At 49.8% G+C, this 24,384-nt stretch carries 20 protein-coding genes and 1 pseudogene; 8 read left to right on the top strand and 13 right to left on the bottom strand.

Going from position 1 to position 24,384, the window contains the following annotated elements; translation table 11 throughout:
• Positions 1-73 precede the first annotated feature (73 nt).
• Positions 74-460, top strand: a complete 387-nt coding sequence (locus AC0L4K_RS20395; RefSeq protein ID WP_473267698.1) for a hypothetical protein — start codon at positions 74-76, stop codon at positions 458-460.
• Positions 461-578: 118 nt separating this feature from the next.
• On the opposite strand, the gene AC0L4K_RS20390 is transcribed toward AC0L4K_RS20395, so the two are convergent.
• The 4 genes from AC0L4K_RS20390 to trxA all read right to left on the bottom strand — a co-directional run bounded on the left by AC0L4K_RS20390 (position 579) and on the right by trxA (position 4,976).
• On the bottom strand, positions 579-1,613 hold the full coding sequence (locus tag AC0L4K_RS20390) for an FAD-binding oxidoreductase (RefSeq protein ID WP_473267697.1): 1,035 nt from the start codon (positions 1,611-1,613) through the stop codon (positions 579-581).
• Positions 1,606-3,087 (bottom strand): 4-hydroxy-3-polyprenylbenzoate decarboxylase, encoded by a 1,482-nt coding sequence (gene ubiD, locus AC0L4K_RS20385; RefSeq protein ID WP_473267696.1) that lies wholly within the window; start codon positions 3,085-3,087, stop codon positions 1,606-1,608. Before ubiD ends, AC0L4K_RS20390 begins: the two co-directional genes overlap by 8 nt.
• Before the next feature lie 60 nt (positions 3,088-3,147).
• Positions 3,148-4,407, bottom strand: coding sequence for a transcription termination factor Rho (rho, locus tag AC0L4K_RS20380; protein WP_126159924.1), 1,260 nt, complete (start codon positions 4,405-4,407; stop codon positions 3,148-3,150).
• Positions 4,408-4,649: 242 nt separating this feature from the next.
• The gene (gene trxA, locus AC0L4K_RS20375) at positions 4,650-4,976 is read right to left on the bottom strand and encodes a thioredoxin TrxA (RefSeq protein ID WP_417227030.1); all 327 of its coding nucleotides are present in this window, start codon (positions 4,974-4,976) and stop codon (positions 4,650-4,652) included.
• A gap of 193 nt (positions 4,977-5,169) precedes the next feature.
• Between trxA and ppx the strand changes: the two genes are divergently transcribed.
• A complete protein-coding gene (gene ppx / locus AC0L4K_RS20370) occupies positions 5,170-6,681 on the top strand; it encodes an exopolyphosphatase (RefSeq protein ID WP_473267695.1) in 1,512 nt (503 codons plus the stop codon).
• A gap of 57 nt (positions 6,682-6,738) precedes the next feature.
• On the opposite strand, the gene AC0L4K_RS20365 is transcribed toward ppx, so the two are convergent.
• From AC0L4K_RS20365 to yrfG, 4 genes and pseudogenes are all read right to left on the bottom strand, one after another.
• On the bottom strand, positions 6,739-8,286 hold the full coding sequence (locus AC0L4K_RS20365; protein ID WP_417227034.1) for a phosphoenolpyruvate carboxykinase: 1,548 nt from the start codon (positions 8,284-8,286) through the stop codon (positions 6,739-6,741).
• Positions 8,287-8,529: 243 nt separating this feature from the next.
• The gene (gene hslO, locus AC0L4K_RS20360) at positions 8,530-9,402 is read right to left on the bottom strand and encodes an Hsp33 family molecular chaperone HslO (RefSeq protein ID WP_417227036.1); all 873 of its coding nucleotides are present in this window, start codon (positions 9,400-9,402) and stop codon (positions 8,530-8,532) included.
• Between the two features lie 101 nt (positions 9,403-9,503).
• Positions 9,504-9,913: pseudogene (gene hslR / locus AC0L4K_RS20355) on the bottom strand (ribosome-associated heat shock protein Hsp15).
• Positions 9,910-10,563: a GMP/IMP nucleotidase gene (yrfG, locus tag AC0L4K_RS20350; RefSeq protein ID WP_417227040.1), complete on the bottom strand. Its 654-nt coding sequence runs from the start codon at positions 10,561-10,563 to the stop codon at positions 9,910-9,912. The pseudogene hslR and the gene yrfG overlap by 4 nt, the downstream one beginning before the upstream one ends.
• Positions 10,564-10,631: 68 nt before the next feature.
• Between yrfG and nudE the strand changes: the two genes are divergently transcribed.
• Entirely contained in the window at positions 10,632-11,183 is a 552-nt protein-coding gene (gene nudE / locus AC0L4K_RS20345) for an ADP compounds hydrolase NudE (RefSeq protein ID WP_417227041.1), read from the top strand.
• A 53-nt stretch (positions 11,184-11,236) separates the two neighbouring features.
• On the opposite strand, the gene AC0L4K_RS20340 is transcribed toward nudE, so the two are convergent.
• The gene (locus AC0L4K_RS20340) at positions 11,237-11,518 is read right to left on the bottom strand and encodes a hypothetical protein (RefSeq protein WP_417227043.1); all 282 of its coding nucleotides are present in this window, start codon (positions 11,516-11,518) and stop codon (positions 11,237-11,239) included.
• Positions 11,519-11,806: 288 nt separating this feature from the next.
• Between AC0L4K_RS20340 and AC0L4K_RS20335 the strand changes: the two genes are divergently transcribed.
• Both AC0L4K_RS20335 and AC0L4K_RS20330 read left to right on the top strand, forming a co-directional pair.
• A complete protein-coding gene (locus AC0L4K_RS20335) occupies positions 11,807-12,391 on the top strand; it encodes a superoxide dismutase (RefSeq protein ID WP_473267694.1) in 585 nt (194 codons plus the stop codon).
• 267 nt (positions 12,392-12,658) lie between these two features.
• A complete protein-coding gene (locus tag AC0L4K_RS20330; protein WP_473267693.1) occupies positions 12,659-14,287 on the top strand; it encodes an ATP-binding protein in 1,629 nt (542 codons plus the stop codon).
• Here AC0L4K_RS20330 and AC0L4K_RS20325 read toward each other — a convergent pair.
• Positions 14,208-14,825 (bottom strand): arylesterase, encoded by a 618-nt coding sequence (locus AC0L4K_RS20325; protein ID WP_417227049.1) that lies wholly within the window; start codon positions 14,823-14,825, stop codon positions 14,208-14,210. The two genes, AC0L4K_RS20330 and AC0L4K_RS20325, sit on opposite strands and share 80 nt — an antisense overlap.
• On the opposite strand from AC0L4K_RS20325, the gene AC0L4K_RS20320 reads away from it, so the two are divergent.
• Positions 14,824-15,510, top strand: coding sequence for an ABC transporter ATP-binding protein (locus AC0L4K_RS20320; RefSeq protein ID WP_417227051.1), 687 nt, complete (start codon positions 14,824-14,826; stop codon positions 15,508-15,510). The genes AC0L4K_RS20325 and AC0L4K_RS20320 overlap by 2 nt on opposite strands.
• Position 15,511: 1 nt before the next feature.
• Positions 15,512-17,974, top strand: a complete 2,463-nt coding sequence (locus AC0L4K_RS20315; protein WP_473267692.1) for an ABC transporter permease — start codon at positions 15,512-15,514, stop codon at positions 17,972-17,974.
• 25 nt (positions 17,975-17,999) lie between these two features.
• Here the strand turns inward: AC0L4K_RS20315 and AC0L4K_RS20310 are convergent, their stop codons facing one another.
• Both AC0L4K_RS20310 and rpiA read right to left on the bottom strand, forming a co-directional pair.
• Positions 18,000-20,879, bottom strand: a complete 2,880-nt coding sequence (locus AC0L4K_RS20310; RefSeq protein ID WP_473267690.1) for a DUF748 domain-containing protein — start codon at positions 20,877-20,879, stop codon at positions 18,000-18,002.
• 431 nt (positions 20,880-21,310) lie between these two features.
• Complete coding sequence (rpiA, locus tag AC0L4K_RS20305; RefSeq protein ID WP_417227057.1) at positions 21,311-21,982, bottom strand: ribose-5-phosphate isomerase RpiA; 672 nt, start codon at positions 21,980-21,982, stop codon at positions 21,311-21,313.
• A gap of 156 nt (positions 21,983-22,138) precedes the next feature.
• On the opposite strand from rpiA, the gene ilvA reads away from it, so the two are divergent.
• A complete protein-coding gene (gene ilvA / locus AC0L4K_RS20300) occupies positions 22,139-23,671 on the top strand; it encodes a threonine ammonia-lyase, biosynthetic (RefSeq protein WP_417227059.1) in 1,533 nt (510 codons plus the stop codon).
• Between the two features lie 16 nt (positions 23,672-23,687).
• On the opposite strand, the gene AC0L4K_RS20295 is transcribed toward ilvA, so the two are convergent.
• Positions 23,688-24,206 (bottom strand): hypothetical protein, encoded by a 519-nt coding sequence (locus AC0L4K_RS20295; RefSeq protein WP_417227061.1) that lies wholly within the window; start codon positions 24,204-24,206, stop codon positions 23,688-23,690.
• Positions 24,207-24,384: the final 178 nt, after the last annotated feature.

Here is a 24,384-nt window from a genome sequence, read left to right as displayed (position 1 = left end):
GCTATTTATTATGAGGTATATCGCTAAGATCATAGCCTTGGCAATAATCACGTTAATTATCGACGGGAAGCATATGAAATTATTAAAAGCATGCATGATCATGATTGGGCTTTATTCAACGGCAGGACAGGCCGCATGGCTGTGTGATCCGAATGCCGGTGGCGCGGGTTGTATGGAATGCAGTGAAAGCTTCTGCGCTTACGGCAGTGATGGCACCGGGTATATCTGTCTGCACGTCGCGCCAGATCGCGGACTAGACACGAGTGTCGCCGCGGTTAATAGTGTAAATAAAGAAGCGAAGCGATTCATCCGCAGCAGTAATGCCGATATTAAAGCGTTAGCGGAGTCGTTGGTCAATCTAACCGTTAAAGATGCCAAGGTCATGGCTGATAATCATAAAAAAGGCAGCGTACAGAAAGCGATGATTTCGCCGCAAGCCAAAAAAATGGTGACACAATAATACCAAAAAGCGATAACGATATCAGGGCCATTACCTAGCGTTATTCATTGGCGAAACACCCCAGAGAACTCACTACTCTTGGTTGTTCGCCTCATCAGTCCTATTTTAAGGACCGATGTTACTTACGTGGTGCGTAAGCAAACACGTCCGAATGGATCTGCGTATCTTGCAACCCTTTCGCTTCACAGGCGTCAGCCAACGCATAAACCATCGCCGGCGAGCCGCTAGTATAAATCTCAGTCTTATCAAAATGCTCAAAGTCGGCAACGATGGCTTCCGGCAGTAATGCCATCCGACCGCTCCAGTCGGGGCTGCTTTCCGGTTCACTAATCACCAAATGCACATGCACATTGGTATGCTCTGCGGCCCATTGCAACGGCAGCTTGCGTAGATAGAAATCCGTCTCAGCCCGAGCCCCCCAATAAATATGGATAGGGTTGCTTACTTGGTTAGCCAGCAGGTGCTCTGCGATACTCTTAATCTGTGAAAAGCCGGTGCTAGCCGCCGCCAAAATAACAGTCGTATCCGCAGCCAACGCCTCGGCTTCAAGATAGCAGTCGCCCTTCGGCAACTCGATTTCGACGCTGGGGTTATGGGTCAGATGCTCAATGATAGCCAGCGACATTTCACCTTCGGGTATCCGCCGAATATGCAGCTCAATATCACTGCTAAAGTCCGGCGCACTACCGATGGAAAAAGCAGCACGGCGCTGATCCGGCAAAATAATTTCAAGATACTGCCCGGCATGAAATTCAATCGCCTGACGCCCAGTCACCGGCAGATGCAAACGCACCCGATAGACATCATGGCTAAGCTGTTCAAATGCGGCGATATCACAAACCAGTTTTTTCACGTGTAATTCTCCTGGGCGTAAGAGCCCATCAATTTCTATCTTGATATCACTGCGCGGCACCGCCGTACAAGCATAAACCTGAGCCGGCTTATCTGCGGCATGCAAACATACATCAAGGGCAGGATAACGTTGTTCAATATGGCCCTGCAGCAGGGTGGTTTTACAGATCTGACAGACCCCGTTACGGCAACTGATCCGCATGCGATAACCGGCCTGGCGTAGGCTGTCAAATATCGACAGCCCCGGTTCAGCATCAATCACATACTGCTCATTAACCGTGATACGGTAATGCTCAGTCACTAGTAATGCCTAACTGATCCCAGATCTCATCGACCCGCTGCTTCACTTCATCCGACATCACAATCGGTTCACCCCATTCGCGGGTGGTTTCACCGGGCCACTTATTGGTGGCATCCATCCCCATTTTCGAACCTAGTCCGGAAACCGGTGAAGCAAAATCGAGGTAGTCGATAGGGGTATTATCGATCAGGGTAGTATCCCGAATCGGATCCATCCGCGTAGTGATCGCCCAGATAACATCGTTCCAGTCACGGGCATTGATATCATCATCGCAGACAATCACAAACTTGGTGTACATAAACTGCCGCAGGAATGACCAAACGCCCATCATCACCCGCTTTGCATGACCCGGATACTGCTTCTTCATGGTTACAATGGCCATACGATAGGAACAGCCTTCCGGCGGCAAATAGAAATCGGTAATTTCAGGAAACTGCTTTTGCAAAATTGGCACGAAGACTTCGTTAAGTGCCAAGCCTAGCACCGCAGGTTCATCCGGTGGACGGCCGGTATAGGTACTGTGATAGATAGGATCTGGCCGGTGGGTAATCCGTTCCACGGTAAACACGGGGAAGCTATCGACCTCGTTGTAATACCCGGTATGATCGCCAAAGGGGCCTTCATCAGCCATTTCATCAGGGCTGATATAACCCTCAAGAATAAACTCAGCGCTGGCCGGCACCTGCAGATCACTACCAATACACTGGGTCACTTCGGTTTTCCCACCGCGTAACAGACCCGCAAAAGCATATTCTGACAGACTATCAGGCACCGGTGTGACCGCCCCTAAAATCGTCGCGGGGTCAGCGCCTAAGGCCACCGCTACCGGGAAATTCTCGCCCGGGTGCTGCTCTTGCCATTCGCGAAAATCCAGCGCGCCGCCACGATGCGCCAGCCAACGCATAATCAGCTTGTTCTTACCAATAACCTGTTGACGGTAAATACCCAAATTTTGCCGCGATTTATTCGGGCCTCGGGTAATGACCAAAGGCCAAGTCACCAGCGGACCTGCATCTCCGGGCCAGCAACGCTGCACCGGAAGCTTACCCAGATCGACATCATCACCTTCGATCACGTGGGTCTGGCAAGCAGCATTACGGACCTTTTTGGGTCCCATATTCAGCACTTGCTTGAAGATCGGCAGCTTTTCCCAGGCATCTTTCATCCCTTTAGGCGGCTCTGGCTCTTTCAACATCGCCAGTAGCTTGCCCACTTCACGCAGACTAGCCACATCTTCCTGTCCCATACCAAGAGCGACCCGCCGCGGCGTACCAAACAAGTTGGCCAACACGGGGTAATCATAGCCTTTAGGATTTTCAAACAGCAGCGCAGGGCCGCCAGCCTTCAGCGTGCGATCACAGATCTCTGTTATTTCCAGATTAGGATCCACTTCGGTACTAATACGTACCAATTCACCCTGCTGTTCAAGGCTGTGGATAAAATCGCGCAGGTCTTTGTATTTCAGGTTTGACATAATATTCAGCTATAAAAAAGGGCAAGCGCTAAGCTTACCCTTTGATAACAAAGATATGAATTATGAACGACGCATTGAGAGGAAGAATTCGTCGTTCGTCTTGAAGTCTTTCAGCTTATCGAGCACAAACTCGATAGCGGCAGAGTCTTCCATTGGATCGAGCAACTTGCGCAAAATCCACATCCGTTGCAACTCTTCTTCAGTGGTCAACAGATCTTCACGGCGGGTGCCTGAGCGACGGATGTTGAACGCAGGATAAACCCGTTTCTCAGCCACTTTACGATCCAGATGTACTTCAGAGTTACCGGTACCTTTAAATTCTTCGAAGATAACTTCATCCATCTTCGAACCGGTATCAACCAAGGCGGTAGCAATAATGGTCAGGCTACCACCCTCTTCGATGTTACGCGCCGCACCAAAAAAACGCTTAGGACGCTCAAGGGCATGGGCATCAACACCACCGGTAAGTACTTTACCGGACGATGGGATAACGGTGTTATAGGCACGGGCTAAACGGGTAATAGAGTCGAGCAGGATGACGACATCCTGTTTATGCTCGGTCAAGCGCTTGGCTTTTTCTAGTACCATCTCGGCGACTTGCACGTGACGTGAGGGCGGCTCATCAAAGGTAGAGGCAACCACTTCACCGCGAACGGTACGCTGCATCTCGGTCACTTCCTCTGGACGCTCATCGATCAGCAAGACGATCAGGTGAACTTCTGGGTTGTTCCGTTTGATAGAGTTGGCAATGTTCTGCAGCATCAGCGTCTTACCCGCCTTAGGCGGAGACACTAACAGTGCCCGTTGACCTTTACCCATCGGGCAAACGAGGTCGATAACACGAGCGGTCAAATCTTCGGTACTGCCGTTACCCAATTCCATTTTCAACCGTTCTTGTGCAAATAGCGGCGTCAGGTTTTCAAATAGAATTTTGTTCTTCGCATTTTCCGGCTTATCAAAGTTGATCTGATCAACCTTCAGCAGAGCAAAATAGCGTTCGCTGTCTTTTGGCGGACGGATCTTACCGGAAATGGTATCACCGGTACGCAGATTAAAGCGGCGGATCTGGCTCGGCGAAACATAGATATCATCCGGTCCGGCGAGGTATGAACCCTCTGCCGATCGCAGAAAACCGAAGCCATCTTGTAAAATTTCCAACACGCCATCGCCGTAGATATCCTCGCCACCCTTAGCATGACGCTTAAGAATCGCAAAAATAACATCTTGTTTACGGGATCGCCCCAGGTTATCAAGTCCCATCTCTTTAGCTATTTCTAGCAATTCGGGGACGCTTTTCTTTTTAAGTTCGGTAAGATTCATAGGTATATGTAGTGTAGGAAGACAGGTCAACGCCTTGAGCGGAACAGCAAAAAAGAACCATTCGGGTCAGATTGAATTGATAATGTGAAATTAGAGTTCTAAACCAGAGCTGTTTTAACGGTTCTGGGACAGAATCCGATGTTTGGAAATGACACTATAATGCGTTGGTTAAAAAGAGTCCAGTAAATCAGGGAGCAAACCATGATCCTGGTCACTCCCAACGATTTTTCCAGCTCAATCGCTTAGATACTATCTTCAATAAAAGCGGCTAGCTGAGATTTGGACAGTGCACCCACCTTAGTTGCTTCGACATTGCCGTCTTTAAACAGCATCAAGGTTGGAATACCACGAATACCAAATTTTGGTGGTGTTTCGTTATTTTCGTCGATATTCAACTTACAGACCTTCAGTTTGCCTTCATACTCTTTGGCAATCTCTTCCAGTACCGGAGCAATCATCTTACAAGGGCCACACCACTCGGCCCAGTAATCAACCAAAATAGGGCCATCAGCTTTCAATACATCATCTTCAAAGGAAGCATCTGTTACGTTAACAATATTTTCACTCATAAAAAGCCTCTGCAGTGAGATTCACTAAATATTAATAGTTACCGATCATACCACTGTCATTAAACGATTGTGAATACTGCCTAAATCGCGTTTGACCGCTATACCGACATCAACATCTGAGTTTCCAACGCTCTAATCAGTAACATATATCTGTTAAGATGGTGCCATTATCTTTTTTTTAAAGTGCATCCCTATGAATCAGGAAACCAACAGTACCAATGGGCCGTCTCTCTTGGCAGCCATCGACCTCGGCTCGAACAGTTTTCATATCGTTGTCGCTAAACTGGTTCAGGGAGAACTCCAGCCGATTGATCTGCTATCCGAAAAGGTACAACTTGCGGCAGGTCTCGATGAAAACCGTATGCTCAGCCCTGAAGCCATTCAGCGTGGCTTAGAGTGTATGGAACGCTTTGCCCAGCGCGTTCGGGACATTCCGGACCAACAGATCCGCATCGTCGGCACCAACGCCTTACGGGAAGCCGTTAACAGCGACGACTTTATTCTCGAAGCAGAAAAAATCATGGGCTGCTCAATCGAAGTGATCGCAGGGATTGAAGAGGCACGCCTGATCTACCTTGGTGTATCCCATACCCTTGCCGCCGATAACGGCCGTCGCCTGATCATCGATATTGGTGGCGGAAGTACCGAATTCATTATTGGTGAACGCTTCGATCCCCTCGAACTGGAAAGTCTAGAGATGGGCTGCGTTAGCTTTAATAACCGTTACTTCCCCGATGGCATTATCACTGAGAAAAACTTTCAGCTGGCGGTGTTTGGTGCGCTCAGAGAACTACTCAATATTAAACGCACCTACCGGCGGCTCGGCTGGGAAGACTGCGTCGGCTCATCCGGTACCATAAAAGCGGTACGCAACGCCTGTATCAATCTCGGCTATTCAACCGACAAAGTCAGCGCATCGGCGTTGCAACAATTGAAACAAAAAATTCTTAGTTATAACCACGTCGATGAGATTGATATCGATGGCTTAAAAGAGGAACGCCGGGCGGTATTTCCAGCCGGCATCGCGATTCTTTCCGCTGCATTTGAATCACTAGGCATCAAGGAGATCCGTTTCTCGGATGGTGCGTTGCGCGAGGGCTTACTCTACGACATGGCAGGCCGCCTCCGCCATGAGGATGTTCGAGAACGTAGCATCAATGCCATGATGCAGCGTTACCGAGTCGACCAAGCACAGGCGATGCGAGTCGAGCAGACCGCCTTGATCGCCCTAACACAGGTGCGTGATAGCTGGAACCTAGACAATAATGAATATCATAATATGCTCAGCTGGGCGGCACGCTGTTGTGAAACAGGCCTCACCATCGCCCGTAGCCAATACCATAAGCACAGTGCTTACCTACTGTTGAATTCGGACCTCCCCGGCTTCACTAAGCGCCAGCAGATTCAGCTGGCGGCTATCGTGCAGGGCCATCGGCGGAAATTTCCCACATCGACCTTTGAGCAGCTATTGCCCCGTGAAGCGAAGCATTTTAGCCGTCTAACGATCTTGCTGCGACTAGCCTTTGTCCTCAACCGCAGCCGCAGCCGTGAGCGGCTACCCGCATTCCACCTCACCGCAGCAGACAACACCTTGTCTCTGAGCTTCCCCGACAACTGGCTCAATCACCAGCCACTCACTCAAGCGGACCTAGAGCAAGAAGCAGGCTACCTTGCTAACGCGGGATATACCCTTAGTTTCAAATAGTACTAGGCTCTAAAACCAAAAAAGGCTCCCGAAGGAGCCTTTTTTATAACCCGACGTTTAACCCTGTGGGCCTGCCGCAATGATCGTCTCAGCTACACCGTCGAACTTTTTAAAGTTGCTAGTGAACTGACCGATCAGGTCGTTGGCGGTAGCGTCGTATGCGCCCTTATCAGCCCAAGTATTACGTGGGTTCAGCAAGGTTGAATCAACACCCGGTACAGTCGTAGGTACAGTCAGGTTGATACCGTCAAGATGTTCAGTCTGGACATCAACCAGATCGCCATTCTGAATCGCTGCGATAATACCGCGAGTCGTTGGAATGTTGAAACGAGAGCCAGTACCGAAAGAACCGCCCGTCCAGCCAGTGTTAACCAAGTATACCTGACTACCGAACTCTTCAATCCGCTTAATCAGCAGATCCGCGTATTCGCTAGCAGGGCGTGGGAAGAAAGGTGCGCCGAAGCAAGTAGAGAAGGTTGATTTAATACCTTCACCAGAACCCATTTCTGTAGAACCCACCAAAGCAGTGTAACCAGACAAGAAGTGGTATGCCGCTGCTTCTTTAGACAGGATAGACACAGGAGGCAGAACACCGGTCAAGTCACAGGTCAAGAAGACGATCGCTTTAGGCTCGCCACCTTTGTTCTCTTCTGTACGTTTTTCAACGTGCTCTAGAGGATATGCACAACGACCGTTTTGAGTCAGAGAAGTATCAGAGTAATCAGCTGTACGCTTTTCGTTCAGCGTAACGTTCTCAACAATCGCACCGAAACGGATAGCATCCCAGATAATCGGTTCGTTCTTCTGGCTCAGGTCGATAGTTTTAGCGTAGCAACCACCTTCAAGGTTAAAGACAACACCTTTACCCCAACCGTGCTCGTCATCACCAATAAGGTAACGTTCTGGGTCAGCAGACAGTGTTGTTTTACCAGTACCAGATAGACCGAAGAATAAGGTAGTGTCGCCGTCTTCGCCCACATTAGCGGAACAATGCATTGGCAGCACATCTTTTTCAGGCAGCAGGAAGTTCTGTACAGAGAACATCGCTTTCTTCATTTCGCCAGCATAGCGCATACCCGCCAGCAACACTTTGCGCTTAGCAAAGTTGATAATAACGCAGCCATCGCTGTTAGTGCCGTCACGCTCAGGATCACATTCGAAGTTGGCAGCATTGATAACTTGCCACTCTTCTTTTGACTTCGGATTGTATTCTTCTGCGCGGATAAACAGGTTTTGACCAAACAGATTTTGCCAAGCAGTTTCAGTTGTCATCAAAACCGGCAGGTAATGGTTAGCATCAGAACCCACATGAACATTAGCAACAAAGTGCTCACGAGCGGCTAAATACTCTTCAACTCGAACCCACAGAGCATCAAACTTATCGGCATCAAACGGGCGGTTGATCGGACCCCAGTGGATTGCATCAGAGGTACTGGCTTCGTCAACGATATAGCGATCCATCGGAGAACGACCTGTACGCTTACCGGTTTCAACAACCAGAGCACCTGAATCAGCGAGTACTCCCTCGCCACGCTGAATGGCTTTTTCAACTAGCTGAGCCGGGCTCAAATTTACGTGTACAGTGTTCACGGTTTCTTTGCTCATTGCTTGGTTCCCTTGGCTTCTAGCCAAAAAAATAATTTACCTGAATAAAGTGGACTGCCCCTACATCTTGCGAATTCCTGCCGGAAAACCAATGGGGTCATTATTATAAGGAGGCGTATTATGTCAAAAAAGCGCTCAAAACACCATCCGACAAAATATCTCCCAACGGCAAATTAAAATTGCTCAGCCACGCTTTACAATAAATGGTTGCCAAAAAAGCAGCAACCCATCGTTTAAACCTGCTCAGTGGACCTGATCAGAACCCTTTATATTCGAACTATCTGAGAACATCATGGCGATATCCGCCAGATCGAACTGATATAGCTCATTACAGAACTGACAGCTGACATCAACGCTGCCCTCTTCCTGCACAATCTGCTCTAATTCTTCCCGTGACATGGCGCGCAATGCATCACCGGTACGCTCACGGGAACAATCACATTTAAACTGCAAGCCATCAGGATCATAGAGACGGCAATCTTCTTGGTGGAACAAACGATGCAGTATTGTGTTGTTATCCAGTTCCAACAACTCCGCATCACTCAACGTTGCAGCAAGACTACTAAAATGTTCCCAATCTGCCGTAGGATCGCCACTGGCCGGCATGACCTGCAATAAGAAGCCGGCGGCACGCTGTTCATCTGCCGCAAGGTGAATCTGCGTTGGCAATTGCTCAGACATCCGGAAGTAAGCTTCTAAACAATCGTTCAGACGACCACCTTCAAGTGGTACAACGCCTTGATAGCGCTGACCTTGGTCCGGTTCAATCGTAATGACTAACTGGCCGCCTTTAAGTAACTCGCAAAACTCAGCCTGTTCTGGCAACTCACCATCAAAGCGGGCGATGGCGCGTAGGTCGCGCTGATGATTACACTCCGCCATCAACACCTTTACCTGATTATTACTCTGCGCCTGCAACAGTAAACGACCATCGAACTTAAGGGTGGCGCTTAACAGGCTAACCGCCGCCATCATCTCGCCGAGTAGAATATTAATCAGCTTCGGATACTGGTGTTTTGCAATCGCCTGTTGATAACTTTGTTCAAGACCGGCCAAAACACTGCGGACATCCGCATGTTCGAACATAACCCTTTGAAGCTGATCAGAACTGCTCATGATATTTCCTGAAACCTGTCTTTAATATGTCACTGACGGGGGTTGACGGAAAGACTTTCCGGCCCGATAAAAATGTCAATATTACCATAATCTGACCAAATCTAGCGATCCTTAAACTGGATAATCTTGCGCCGATTTTTTTTGTTTGGCCGGTGATCCGGTGCCACATTACCGCGCATCTCTTTACGCAGGGCTGCACCATCTTCACGCTGTTTGATGCTCTGTTCTGTTTCTTGATACAACAGCTGTGCCTCGGGTGCACCACGGCGCTGATCTGAGATCGCCATAATAATCACTGTTTTTTCATCAAGCCCCTGACGAATCACCAGTTTCGCCCCCAATTCAACATTACGGCTACACTTGGCTCGCTGTCCTTGGTAGTGAACTTTCCCCCCTTCGACGGCTTCTTTTGCCGCGCCTCGGGTTTTAAAAAACGGGCCGCCCACAGCCATTTATCCAGTCGGACTTTCTGCTCCTGAGTGCCCGCTTGATTGTGCGTTTGTTTACTCATTTATCTTTCATCAACTCATCAAAATGCTCAATTGCACTGAAATCGGTAATTTCTCGTCCCGCTTGCTGACTGTCCGGCTGAATAATACTCAGCAGATACGCAATACCATACTTCTGCGCCGATGCCAGCACCGCCAAACTATCATCAACCAATAACGTGCGCGCAGGATCAAAAGGCTCGTCCTCTTGTAGTCGATGCCAAAAGGCTTGCTGCTCTTTTGGCACGCGATAATCATGGGAACAGATAATGCTATCAACGAGTTGATCCAAGCCGGTCTCTTCCAGCTTCAGCGATAAACTGTCCCGGTGAGCGTTGGTCACAATCACCCGACGAATGCCTTCGCCTTGTAGATGGGCAAGAAAATCATGCACATGAGGCCGAAAGGCGATGCGTTCGCGGATCTCATGCTTTAACGCCTTGATATCGACATTCAGCTCCTCTGACCAGTAATCGAGACAATACCAATTAAGCGTGCCCTGTTCCTGCATAATCCGTTTATGCAACCACTGCAACGCCTCGTTATGATCCATACTATGCAGTTCGGCATAGCGGACCGGAAGATGCTCAAGCCAGAAATACGTATCAAAATGTAGGTCTAGCAGGGTGCCGTCCATATCGAGCAGCACCGTATCAATATTTTTCCAATCCATATAAAAAGTCAAAGCTGCAGGTTAGTATTGGGTTAGATTTGTCACTGAATGACGAGGAATGATCCAGTATGCCTGTAAAACCGGATATTTTGAAGGTAACCGCCACCGCCAAAAGCCGTCTATTTCAAGTAGAAGAGATTGACCTACGCTTTTCCAATGGGGTTGAAAGAACCTATGAACGACTCGCCAGTCGAGGGCTTGGCGCGGTCATGATCGCCGCCATTGATGAGCAACAGAACGTTTTGCTGATCCAGGAGTATGCGGTGGGTCTAGAGGATTATCTACTGACGCTGCCTAAAGGTCTGATCGATCCCGGCGAAGATGCACTGCAAGCCGCCAACCGCGAACTCAAAGAGGAAGCGGGGTTCGGAGCCGAACGGCTAGAGATCATAAAAGAGATGACGTCAGCGCCAAACTATATGGGCCACAAAATCACCGTGGTGCTAGCTCAAGGGCTATACCCCTGTCGTTTACCAGGTGATGAGCCTGAAGAGATGCCTGTCACCCACTGGCCTTTGTCGCAACTAGAAGAACTTTTCAGCCGGGATGATTTTTCTGAAGGCCGAGCAATTGCGGCACTCTATATGGTAAGAGATAAACTGCGGTCGATGGCGAAATAGCGGTTCATCGCCAATAGTTAGCCCTGCTGCACAGCGCCGCAGGGCTCGAACGATTACGGATTTTTACACTGCCGAGTGCCCACGCGCACAATTCCTTCAACTTTCAATTTCATGGCTGGGTCAGTCATCGTGCCCTGCATAATCCGTTCAACCTCATTATCACTAAAATGCTTATGCACATAATCTGACAGACAGCTGCACTGTGCCTCGGTGGCCGTGCCTCCAGCCATACAACCCTGTTTAAAAGGCTCCCAGGTCGTTGATGTCAGATACTGGGTTTTAACGGTAAAAACTACCAGCAAGACCGCCGCAATCCAGAGAAAAACTTTACCCATAACCTATCATCATCCTATTGTTATCATTATTAATGCAGCACTGATTCTAACAGTTCAGTAACATCTGTCAGCTTACTTTAGTCTGATGCACTCATTTAGCACACCAATTCCCCTTATTTAATAAGGCATTAACAATGCGATGAAAACCTTGAATAAGGGTGCTATGATTTGGCTTCCACGGATCAGCAGCGCTTGAATTATGCCCATCAAGACCCTATATAAACACCCTGGTTTATATAGCCATTTCACAACCTATGCTGAACCTGACACTATAAAAGGTAATTAACTATGAGCTTTGAACTGCCAGCACTGCCATTCGCCAAAGATGCACTGGAACCACACATCTCTGCCGAAACTCTAGACTTCCACCACGGCAAACACCACAACACTTATGTTGTAAAATTGAACGGCCTGCTTCCAGGTACTGAATACGAAAACAAATCTCTCGAAGAGATCATCATGTCAGCGCCTGCTGGCGGCGTATTCAACAACGCTGCTCAGATCTGGAACCACACATTCTACTGGAACTGCCTGTCACCAAACGGCGGCGGTGAGCCAACTGGTGCAATCGCCGATGCGATCAACGCTAAATGGGGTTCTTTCGCAGCATTCCAAGAAGAGCTGAATGACAAAGCGGTTAACAACTTCGGTTCTAGCTGGACTTGGTTAGTTAAAAACGCTGACGGTTCTCTGGAAATTGTTAACACTAGCAATGCAGGTACGCCAATGACTAACGGTCAAACAGCACTACTGACTGTTGACCTGTGGGAACACGCTTACTACATCGATTACCGTAACGTGCGTCCTGATTACCTGAAAGGTTTCTGGGCACTGGTAAACTGGGACTTCGTTAACCAGAACCTTGCTGGCTAATCGCTTAAATGCAAAAAAAGACACCGTTAGGTGTCTTTTTTTTGCTTCTGATTTAGCTCACAAAGGAAATAGACTACACTAAGCGGATGATACGGACTTCATCATACTGGTCACGGAACCACACACCCTTATGCAAAAAAGCTATTTCCCGCTTACCACCACGATCTGGTTATCGCTAACCCTGCTCATGGTGAGTATCAGTCTACTCTCCGATTATGACCGACTGAAAAAAAGCTCAGCAATGATGCCCACTTTGTCTACTCTTCGGTGTATGAAAAAACCTACATCAATGAAGTCCTACTACAGAACTTCACCATCTTGGTATCAGCAAGTCCCAACGATCATGATGCCATCAGACGCTTTGCCAGCGAGATACGCAAGCGCTACCCACATATAGAACGACTACAGATTCAGCAACAAAAACTGCCGTCGAACATTAGTTATAGCAGTACCAACAACTATCATCTCGATCAGGACAATAGCGATTTCAATGCTCGCTTTCCGGTCACCTTTATTGAGCCACTAAACGCCGATACTCGCTATCTACTGAACAAAGACCTACTCACCGAGCCACTGTTTACCGAAACACTGCGTTTTGCTCGCAAATACCACCAGCCGGTGACGTCACCGCCCTTTCCGATCAGTCATAACAAACAAGGCTATGGCCTATTTCTGGCGTTCTTTGAGCGTGATGCCGAGCCAACACCTAACAACCTGTATATCGCCTCTCTTGTGATCAGCACCCATGGCATGTTACCGGCCACCAGTTTTCTTTCAGAACATGCCAGTATCAGCTTGATGAATGATCAAGGCGATATTATTGACCAATACCTATCCAACTCTGACCAACCAATCTCAACATGGCTACCCACGCTGACAGAAGAGCGCACCATCAACCGCTTCGGGCAGTCGTTTACATTAAGTATTGTTCACCCCTTCGGCTTCATGGATATTAATTTAGGCATGCTGCTCACGCTGTTAGTGGCATCAATCGCCTTTTACTTCGTTTTGACCGCCTATCTACGCCAGAAGGTTCGCTCGGCCATTGAACACTCATCCGTGTATGAGACTCTGCAACATGAGCGCCAACAATTAGAGGTACGGATACACAAACGCACCCGAGAGCTGCGCGAACAACTACTCGAGAATCGCCGTTTAACCCATCAGGTCCTAGCGGTACAGGAACTTGAGCGCCGTAATCTATCCCGCGAACTCCACGATGAACTCGGCCAGTCACTGACGGCCATCCGCACCGACGCCAAGATACTCAAACGTATCCACCCTGAAGAAAGTAGTTTAGTTAACCAAACCGCGGAATCTATCGACGCCATTGCGCAGAATATCTACGATGTTACCTACGGTATGATGCGCAGCCTGCGCCCCTCAGCACTGGATGATCTCGGGCTGGTCGATGCCATCCAAGAGTGCATCATATCTAATCGTTTCAAAGAGCACGGCATCACCCTTCATACTGATTTTAGTGGCGCACTCAATGAGATGTCGGAAGTGTATAACATCACTCTATTCCGGCTGACCCAAGAAGCCTTTAGCAACATCATAAAATATGCCGCGCAGGCGCATAATGTCTGGCTGGATATTCACCGCACCTCGCTGGGACAGCGTAAAGATATCCGCGGTGATCGATTAGAATTGATGATCAGTGATGATGGCTGCGGCTTTGATATCGCCGCAGACGCCTTTAAAAAAGGCTTTGGCCTGATCGGCATGCGTGAACGGGTCCGCGCACTGGGCGGCTTTTTTCAGATCAGCCAAAACCATGATCATGGCACCCGTATCGTTGCTATTATCCCGCTGTCTAAGGCTGAGATGGAGACGGAGGAAGCAGATCCTGTAACGCCGGCCACACTTGATCAAGCAGAGCCGGTTGAGCCTTAGCAGTGGGATGCAAACCATCCGCTTGCATAAGCTCGGGTTGCAACACCACCGAGGCCATAAAAAACGGCACTAACGGCACCCCTTGCTGCTCCGCCACCCGATTAAATATTGCAGTAAACCCTTCGCTATAGCGGGGGCCATAATTGGGAGGAATCCGCATCTCTAACAACAACACTGAAGCACCTGCGGCCTTAGACTGACTCACGAGTTGATTGAGGTTACGTTCAATAACGTTAAGCGGCGCACCTCGCAAACCATCATTAGCCCCTAGCTCAAGGATAACCAATTGCGGTTGATACTGATCCAATGCCGCCGGTAGCCGCGTAATACCACCGTGAGTGGTTTCGCCGCTAATGCTCGCATTCACCACCTCATAGTCCGGATGACTCTGTGCCAACCGCTGTTCAAGCAACGTCACCCAACCCTGTTTTGCTGGGATGCCATAGGCCGCAGAAAGACTGTCACCCATGACTAAAACTGAACCACTCCATGCTAAGCTAGACAGCAGTAATAAGCCGATTCCAAATAGAGATGCCATGACGACTCCTGAATCCCGTTCTGTTTTGATTGCCACCGCACTGGCTAAAACCTTTCCAGATGAACGCGGCGGACTGAATATTTTTAATCATATCAACATCCGCGCTGATGCGGGTGAAAGTGTGGCGATTATTGGCCCATCCGGGGCCGGAAAATCAACCCTGCTGAGTATTCTGGCCGGTCTTGATGAACCCAGTGAGGGTAGCGTTGAATTACTCGGCCAACCGCTTGCTGGGCTCGATGAAGCCTCCCGCGCCGAACTGCGTGCCAATCATATCAGTTTTGTGTTTCAGTCATTTCAGTTGCTGCCAGAACTTAGCGCCCTTGATAATGTACAGCTAGCCCTCGAGATACAAGGTCACCCGAATCCAGCACAACAGGCCGGCTATTGGCTTGACCGGGTGGGCTTGAGTCACCGCCACCAGCACACCCCAGCACGACTATCCGGCGGCGAACAACAACGGGTCGCTATCGCTCGCGCCTTTGCCACCGAGCCGAGCTTGCTGTTTGCTGACGAGCCCACCGGCAACCTAGATGAAAAGACCGGCACGGAGATCATCGAGCAACTGTTTGAACTGAACCGCCAGCTGAATACCACGCTGATTTTGATCACCCACGATGCCTCCTTGGCGCAGCGCTGTCAGCGACGACTCTACCTGCATAATGGAACGCTGCAGGAGCAATAAGATGAAATCTAAACAGCTTGTTCGACTGGCCTTAAAACAGACCCGCTCTGACCTGCTCACCTTCGAATGGCGAGCCTTATTACTGGCGCTATTTCTAGCGACGGCACTATCCGGTTTTCTCACACTCCTTGGGAATCAGTTAGAAAAAGGCCTAAGCCGCCAAAGTGCCTCCATGCTCGGCGCAGACCTGAGCCTCAGCGATAGCCAGCCGATCACCGAGACGCTGCACAACGCCGCAAAACAGCTCGGCCTACAATATACCGACGTGGTGCAGTTTTCCTCGATGGTAAGCACCGATGAGCAGATGCTGCTCAGTTCGATTAGAGCCGTCGATGCTCCATACCCTCTGCGGGGCGAGGTCATCACCGAGCCTCCACAAGCATCCCAGATTCCAACCCCAGGCACCGCCTGGGCCGAGCAACAACTGTTAGAACGCTTAGGTGTGCAAGTGGGCGCGACCATTGACCTCGGTTATGCAACCTTCACCATTACTGCGGCGGTGGTCAGTTCACCCGACCGCGGCACCGGCTTTCGTAGCTTCAGCCCGCAACTGCTGATCAATCATCAAGATTTAGCGGCGACCCGCGTGATACAGCCGGGTAGTCGTATCGGCTATCGCACCCTATTCAGTGGTGCAGAAACGCCGGTGCGGGATTTTTACAGCCAATTAAACAGCCAATTAACGCCGCAACAGCGACTCTGGTCAGTCTATGCGGATCAGCCTCTAGCCACCGGCGCGCTACAAAATGCCTCTGGCTTTTTGCGCATGACCTCGCTCTTCGGTCTATTATTATGCGGCCTACTGATCACCCTAAGCCTGCGGCGTTATAGCAGTGCACAGTATCGTCGTAGCGCCCTGCTACAGTGTTTAGGCCTCCGACCGCAACACATTCTGTGCCTCTATCTCTTTAAGCTACTGCTGGGCTGGGCTATCGCGGCCTTAGCCGGCTTACTGGCTAGCGCCTTAGTGCTGCAACTCACCGGTTCACTGCTACAAACATTGCTGCCCTCCGGCTTACCTGCACCGGACTACCGCCTCTTTGCGACCGGCCCATTACTGAGTTTGGCACTGCTGATATTGATCGGCTTTTCACCGTTGCTACGAATTAGCCGCATTCCCGTGATGGGCCTATTGCGTCGGGATCAACTCAGCCATCAGGGGCTGAGCTGGCCTATCCGGCTGATCATTCTGCTGATCTCCGGTGTCGTTATCACGCTGTATCTCGGCTCGGCGCTCAACGCACTGGCGGCTATTGCTCTCACCGTGATCACCATTATGGTGGCCGGCCTGTGTGCCAGCCTATTACTGCCGCCACTCGGGCACCTATTGGCTAGGCACTTTCGACTCGGATGTCTACTCCGTTATCGTTTACGGCAACAACGTCAGTGGCATCGCATTCAGCTCGGTATTATGTGTCTCTTACTAACCTTGTTGAGCAGCCTGCTGCTGACACAATCGGAGTTGGTCAATCGCTGGCAACAACAGCTACCAGTCAACACCCCGAATCAGTTTGTTATCAATATTCAGCCGTGGGAACTACAGCCCCTCAGCCAGTTCCTGACAAAGTCCGGCATCGATACCACCCTTTATCCAATGATTCGGGGACGGGTCACACTGATTAACGATCAGCCTCCCGAAGCGGTGCTTAATCCCGAACAGATGCAGCATAACGCGTTAAAAAGAGAGCTTAATCTCAGTTGGTCGGCAACGGCCCCCGCGCACAATGAATTGCTGGCCGGTGAATGGTGGCCCGAGGATACCAAAGAGAGCTTAATTTCGATCGAGCAACAGCTCGCGAGTAGTTTAGGATTAACACTCGGAGATCGCGTTGGTTTTGAGGTAGCGGGGCAGCCTTTTAGTGCGAAAATCAGTAATATCCGTAAGGTTGAATGGCGCTCATTTCGGCCCAACTTCTATATGATTTTCAGCCCTGGGGTATTACAAAACTATCCCCAGACCTACATCACTAGCTTCCGTCTAGATGAGCAACAAACAGGGCTCAGCCGTGAACTACTGCGACAGTTTCCTTCGCTGACACTCATCGATGTCAGTCAGTGGATCGATCAGGCCAGCACTCTAATCGATCGTTTGATTCAAGCATCGACACTGATTCTCGGCCTCACTGTCTCGGCTGGCTTAGTGTTGGTTCAACTACTGGTTTATCAAGAGCTGGAACAGCGCCGACACGAGAACGCCCTACTACAAGTGCTTGGCAGCACGCCGGGACAAACACGTCAGTTGGATATTCTTGAATTCGCGATGCTAGGGTTTGCCAGTGGCTTAATGGCCGCCCTGCTAACCGAAATCATCACCGGACTGATCAGCTACCGCTTATTGGAACTACCGTCGATTCTGCACCCAAGTCTCTGGATTATGCTGCCGCTAGCGGGCGCAGGGCTGTTTACCCTCAGCACTCTCATCAGTCACCGCCAGAGTGGCTTTAGCCAACTCCAACGGCGCTAAGCCGTTAATTTAGTTCGCGCAACCCTTAAAGACCGAGGGTTGCAGCGGGCTTAGCCTGCGGATCATCCAGTGCTGGCACCGGGAAACAGCTGAACAACCGCTCACCAGCGATAGTGCTGGTCAGCTGCTGCTTTACCCGGTCAGAACGCTGCTGTGCTAAGCTCGCCAACCGTTGCTGTTCCAGTGCTGTCAGCTCTTCCGGAGTAAACGGCTTTTTCCGCTTACTATTCTCTTCTGCCAGCGCCGCTTGGATCAATACTTGATCTTGTTGCACCGCCTGACCACAAATATTCAAACGCATCCCTTTACGCTCGGCCATCATCGCCTCAATCTTCGCCAGATAACCCTGTCCATAGTCGTCTAACTCAACACTACCCGGGGCAAAGACGACCGGGTCTAGATTGATAAAGTTACCTTCGTTAACCGCACCGGCAGCCAAACTAATCAATGTTCCATAAGGCTGTAAGGATTTCAGCAGAATACTAAAAGCGGCTTTCTTCAGCCCTTTGCCTGCTAACCGCGTGACCACACTTTGCAAGCCAAAGTCAGGGTCATCAAGTGAACCACTAATAGGGATATCAAGATCGATATTGTCATCACCGTCCTGTAACACCGAGATGGCCGTCCCCAGAGGCATCGATAGCTGCTGACTGAATTTAGCCATCTGCTGCTTATCGGCAGGTTCAACACCCAGTCGGTGAATTTTAATCTCGTTTTTACCGGTGATTTTACCGCCATCCAACTGACCGGAGCTCTTCAGGGCCAACTGGCCGTTTTGCAAATAATAACCAGTGTATTCGATGCTATATGGACTTAAACGGGGTAGGTCCAACTGCTTCAGCGCGCCTTCCCAGTTGGCATTTGCACCACCGCCAGCCATATCTGTATCACCGCTAAGATCAAAGGTAGTGAAATCATTTAACTTCAGCGCCAACTCGAACTGCGCCGGTGTTTGGCTACCGCTATCCAGCCCCTGCACCCGAGCCTTATCTATCACAATCGCAGTACTAAATGGAGGTTGAGTGCCGTTATCCGTAAACATTACCTGACTGTCACCGCTCACCAGCAACTCATCAATCTGCACTCGTAAGGAGGGCTCTGCAGCCGTATCAGGAGTCGCCGTTGCACGGCTGTCATGACTATCTGCGAGACTCTCAATACCGGCCTGCAAGCGAGCCACACTGAGCGGCTGTTTCTCAGCACTCAACTGTTCTCTCACCTTTAGATTTTGTACCTCAAGTCGCGTAATACCTAGGCGTTCTCCAAGGGTAAAGTCAACATTGGTAACCTGTAAATCTAACTGAGCCAAGGTGTCATCCACTTGCGGCGACACTTCAAGCCCGGTTGCATTCAACCCACCTAAAGTGATCTTTTGCGGCAACGACAGGCCTATATCACTGAATTGAGCCTGCCCCAGATTCACCAGCACCTGATCTCCTTGCAGCGCTTTCACCCCGACACCCTGCAGCGCCAGTTGCCCTTTTTTACCCTGAATGGCTAAAGGCTGCTGTTGTAACAACAGTGACAGTGCCCCCTGCCAACCGATCAACTTCACCTGTGCTTCAAGCCGTTGTGGCTGCTGATAAAGTAATTGAGTGGCGCTCAGCTGCCCATCCAAATCCACCCGGTCAGCCCCTGAGCCATTAAAAGCCACCGTACTGTTTCCCTGCCAACCGCCATTGCTCAGCTGTACATTCATGCCATCACCCAACACACCCAGTGCCGACATAGCCAGCTTGCCATTAACCCCAATCTTGTCGATGCTACTGGCGGTAAAGTTCACATCTGTATTGCCTTGCCAATCAGCCGCCGTCAAATCAACCTGTAGCCCATCACGGGTCAAACCCAACGCTGACATCGTTAACTCACCGGCTACCGCTACCTTGTCGAGGCCATTGGCGACAAAGTTCAGATCCGTGCTGCCCTGCCAACGCCCGCCGGCCAAATTCACCTGCATCCCGTCGGCCGTTAATCCCAAATCAGCCAGATTCAAATCACCCTCAAGTTTTACCGCCTCAGGATTGCCTCCGCTCATCGTAAAATCAGTACTGCCCTTCCACGTAAGTGAACGCTGACTTACAGCCAAATTCTCTTGTTCCCAAGCAAAATTATCAAGCTGAATATCACCCCGCTGAATAATACTAATTTGTTCACCCGCAACGATCGTTAATGTCAGATCGGTCGAGAGGGTTGCCTGTAGTTGTGGCACAAAAGGGGCCGTAAAAGAGTGGACGGGTAAACGCTCAAGCTTCAGGTGTAGCTCAGACCGCTTGGTCTGCGGCAATGGCTGCCCTTCGGTATCTAGATTAAACACCGCATCATTGATGGCTCCCTGAATAGAGAGGTGGGTGATGGCCTCCTCTTGCCAAGTATAAAAGGTATCTAACGCCGCACTATCGATACGTAGTCGATGCTCGCCTTCCTTGAGTTTTGATTGCCAATTGAAATCCGAGATTCTCACCCGCGCCAAACCAAACTGCCAAGCGGACGGTTCAGTTGATGTTTCACCTGTAGATTCAGCGGAGGTGCCGGGAAGCGCTACCGGACCCAAAGAAAACTGCCGAGGCTCAGCATCCGCCTGTTCATGAAGATAGAGCGCCACCCCCTGAAGGGTTAGGTCATCGATTAAAATGCGCTGCTCCAGCAATGCCGCATAATCGAGATCCACCCATAGTTGATCTAGTCGTAAATCCGGCTGCCCAGGCGTCTTCACCTCTACACCAGAGACCTTAACCTTGCCAGTAAACCAGTTGATTGATAAGCCATAGATCTTAGCTTCACTCGCCCCTTGATCCAACAGCCACTGGACAGCCACATCTCTGCCCACCTGAAGCGCGGTATGTAATAACAAAAAAACCACTAGGACAGCGATCACACTGCCACGCAAAAAACCTTTTATACTCATAACCGGCCCATCTGTTTATCGATGCTGTTCTGTATGATATTAGCAGCTTGTAACCTATTGAAGAACAACCTCACCACCTGTCCATCAACATACGACTTAATATGTAAGCCCAAGATATGACTACCCAGACCTACCCCTTGCTGGTAGAATCGCCTCCCGAATCGTTTAAAAAAGATGTCTTTAGGCACACAGCAGTACGATTCATAACAGTTCTATCAATAACGGTGGGTGAATAATCATGGCAAACCATGACGAAAACTTCCGTGACAGCTCAGGTTCAATCTGGATTTTGATCAACCTTGGCGCTTTGGCATGGATCTGCATGCCAGCGATTATTGGCTGGAGCCATGTGTTGTAACAGCGTTGTGAGCCGTTTCGGTTAGATATAAAAAAGGCCTTCAGAGATGAAGGCCTTTTTTATTATCCGTCATTTAATGGGTAATGGTCACAACCCCATCCGGCGTACCCATCAACACCACATCGGCGCCACGACGCGCAAATAAGCCGTTAGTGACAACCCCAACAATATTATTGATCTCCGCTTCCAGCGCTGGCGGCTGTTCAATCTCAAGCCCATGCAGATCGAGAATAATATTGCCATTATCGGTCACAAAACCATCTCGGTAAACCGGCATGCAATCGAGCTGCACTAACCGACGAGCCACCTGAGAACGCGCCATCGGAATCACTTCCACTGGCAGAGGGAATGCACCCAACAGATCAACCTTCTTGGTCTCATCGACAATACAGACAAATTCTTTGGCCACATCGGCGACGATCTTTTCCCGGGTCAGTGCTCCACCGCCGCCTTTAATCAGATTCAAGCGACCATCAAACTCATCCGCACCATCAACATACACCTCCATCTGATCGACGGAGTTCATATCATAAACGTCGATACCATGGCCTCGAAGGCGTTCAGCGGTGGCCTCAGAACTGGCAACAGCGGCCTCAAACAGATGCTTAATCTTCGCCAGCTCATCGATAAAGAAGTTAGCCGTAGAACCGGTGCCAACTCCAACGATAGAGTCACGACTCAGTTTTGGCTGGATATAGGCAACCGCTGCTTGGGCAACCGCCAGCTTCATCTCATCCTGTGTCATATTGTGTGAAACCCCGTATAAATGTCGATAACTGGCAGATATTATACGCAGATTAGGCGATATCTTATAGACGAAAACAGCCTCAAGGATTACCATTTAATGCTTTATTCACACTGCCGCCCTTGTCGGACCGCAACAACACACTGAAAGCATCCCATGGCACACCGATATATAAAGAAAATTCTTGATGCCCGCGTCTATGATGCAGCCATTGAAACTCCACTGGACGAGGCGATGAGCCTCAGTAATCGACTCGGCAATCGAGTCCTGCTAAAACGAGAAGACCTGCAACCGGTATTCTCCTTCAAATTGCGAGGCGCTTATAACAAGATGTCTCAGCTGACAGAAGAAGAACGTCGGCGCGGCGTCATTGCCGCCTCTGCGGGTAACCACGCTCAGGGTTTAGCGATGTCCGCTAAAATCCTGGGCGTTAAAGCCACCATCGTCATGCCAAAAACCACTCCAGACATTAAGGTCAACAGTGTTAAGGCGCGGGGCGGTAAAGTTATTCTGCACGGCGAAACCTTTGACGAAGCGTCAAAGCACTCATTCAAACTGGTTGAAGAACAGGGTCTAACCTATGTTCATCCCTATGATGATGTAGATGTAATCGCGGGTCAGGGCACTATCGCCATGGAGCTGTTACGCCAAGAAAGCGGCCCTATTGATGCGGTCTTTGTCCCCGTTGGCGGCGGCGGCCTGATTGCCGGCATTGCGGTGTATATCAAATACCTGCGCCCTGAGACCAAAGTCATCGGCGTAGAATCTGAAGATTCAGCCTGCCTGAAAGCCGCGCTTGAGGCCGGTGAACGGGTTATCCTGCCCCAAGTGGGCATCTTTGCTGACGGCGTTGCCGTGGCTCAAATAGGCGAAAATACCTTCGACCTGTGCAAACAGTTTGTCGATGAAGTGATCACCGTCAATACCGATGAGATCTGCGCGGCCATCAAGGATATCTTTGAAGACACACGTTCTATCACCGAACCCGCTGGAGCACTAGCGGTTGCGGGTCTCAAAAAATATGTGGCGCGGGAATCAGCTAAAGGCGAAACCCTAATCGCGATCGACAGTGGCGCCAACGTCAACTTCGACCGTCTGCGCCATATCGCCGAACGCTCTGAGCTCGGTGAAAACCGGGAAGCGATTATTGCGGTTAAAATCCCTGAACGGCCCGGCAGCTTTAAAGAGTTCTGCGCCGCACTGGGTAAGCGCAATATCACCGAATTTAACTACCGCTATGCCGACGATAACGATGCGCAAATCTTCGTTGGTGTACAGCTGCAAGCCGGTCATGACGCCCGCACTGAGCTTCTTGGAGAACTCAAGTCGGAAGCCTACAAAGTTATTGATCTATCCGATAACGAAATGGCAAAACTACATGTCCGTTATATGGTCGGTGGGCGCGCACCCGCCTCGGTGACCAACGAGATCCTCTATCGATTTGAGTTTCCCGAACGCCCCGGTGCCTTAATGAAGTTTCTGAAGAAACTCGGTGGTCGCTGGAATATCTCGATGTTTCATTATCGCAATCACGGTGCTGCCTATGGCCGGGTATTAGTCGGCATGCAGGTGCCTGACGATGAGCGCTCACAGGTGACTGATTTTCTTGATGATATCGGCTACAGCTATTGGGAAGAGACTGACAACCCCGCCTATAAACTGTTTCTGGGACAATCCCTACAGAGCTAAAATCAAAAAACGCACCTCAAGGTGCGTTTTTTAATTCCGGCATTTCCGGTGAATAATCAAAGCTCTTCGACATAAAGGCTTTCAACACAAATAACACGATTGAAACACTCCCCCAGCTCAAACCAACCACCACACCGAGGTCAATAATACCCCGCCAAGGTTGATCCAACATATGCACCAGTTGAATCAACACCAAAATGCCGAGCAACAAGCAATAAGTCACAATCATCCGCTGACGCCTAATGTCAAAAAAACCCATGCAAAACAACGGTGCTAGAATCAACCGTAGCGGTGTTACATTATCCCGCAGATAAAGTAGCCGTGCCGCCACCCGAGGCGAATAAGCCCGCTGAAAACCTTTATAGCCTTCGGCAAACCCCATAAACAACACACTAATCACCAATGCCGCCCAGTGATACCAGCTTAATGAAAAGGCGAACGTGTCGATCCCTATGGTTCCAATTCGAACAATGGCGTTACCAAAAATAAAGGTAATACCGATAAGACCCCATACAACAGCAAGATAACCCAACACAGCGATACCATTAGCAATTTATAAATAGGCTGGCGATTATAATTGATTCGAGGTTTTCTGACGATAAAAAAAGGCCGCCGCTTCATAACGAAGCGGCGGCCTCACTGGCTGTTCCTCCAATCGCTGGAACAACAGCCGATAGTCCATTAACCGTTACGGTTAATCAGCGATATTAACA

It is taken from the genome of Amphritea sp. GJ51-11, assembly GCF_055808735.1.
Note: the sequence above shows the minus strand (reverse complement) of the source record. Positions and strands in the feature narration are given on the sequence as shown.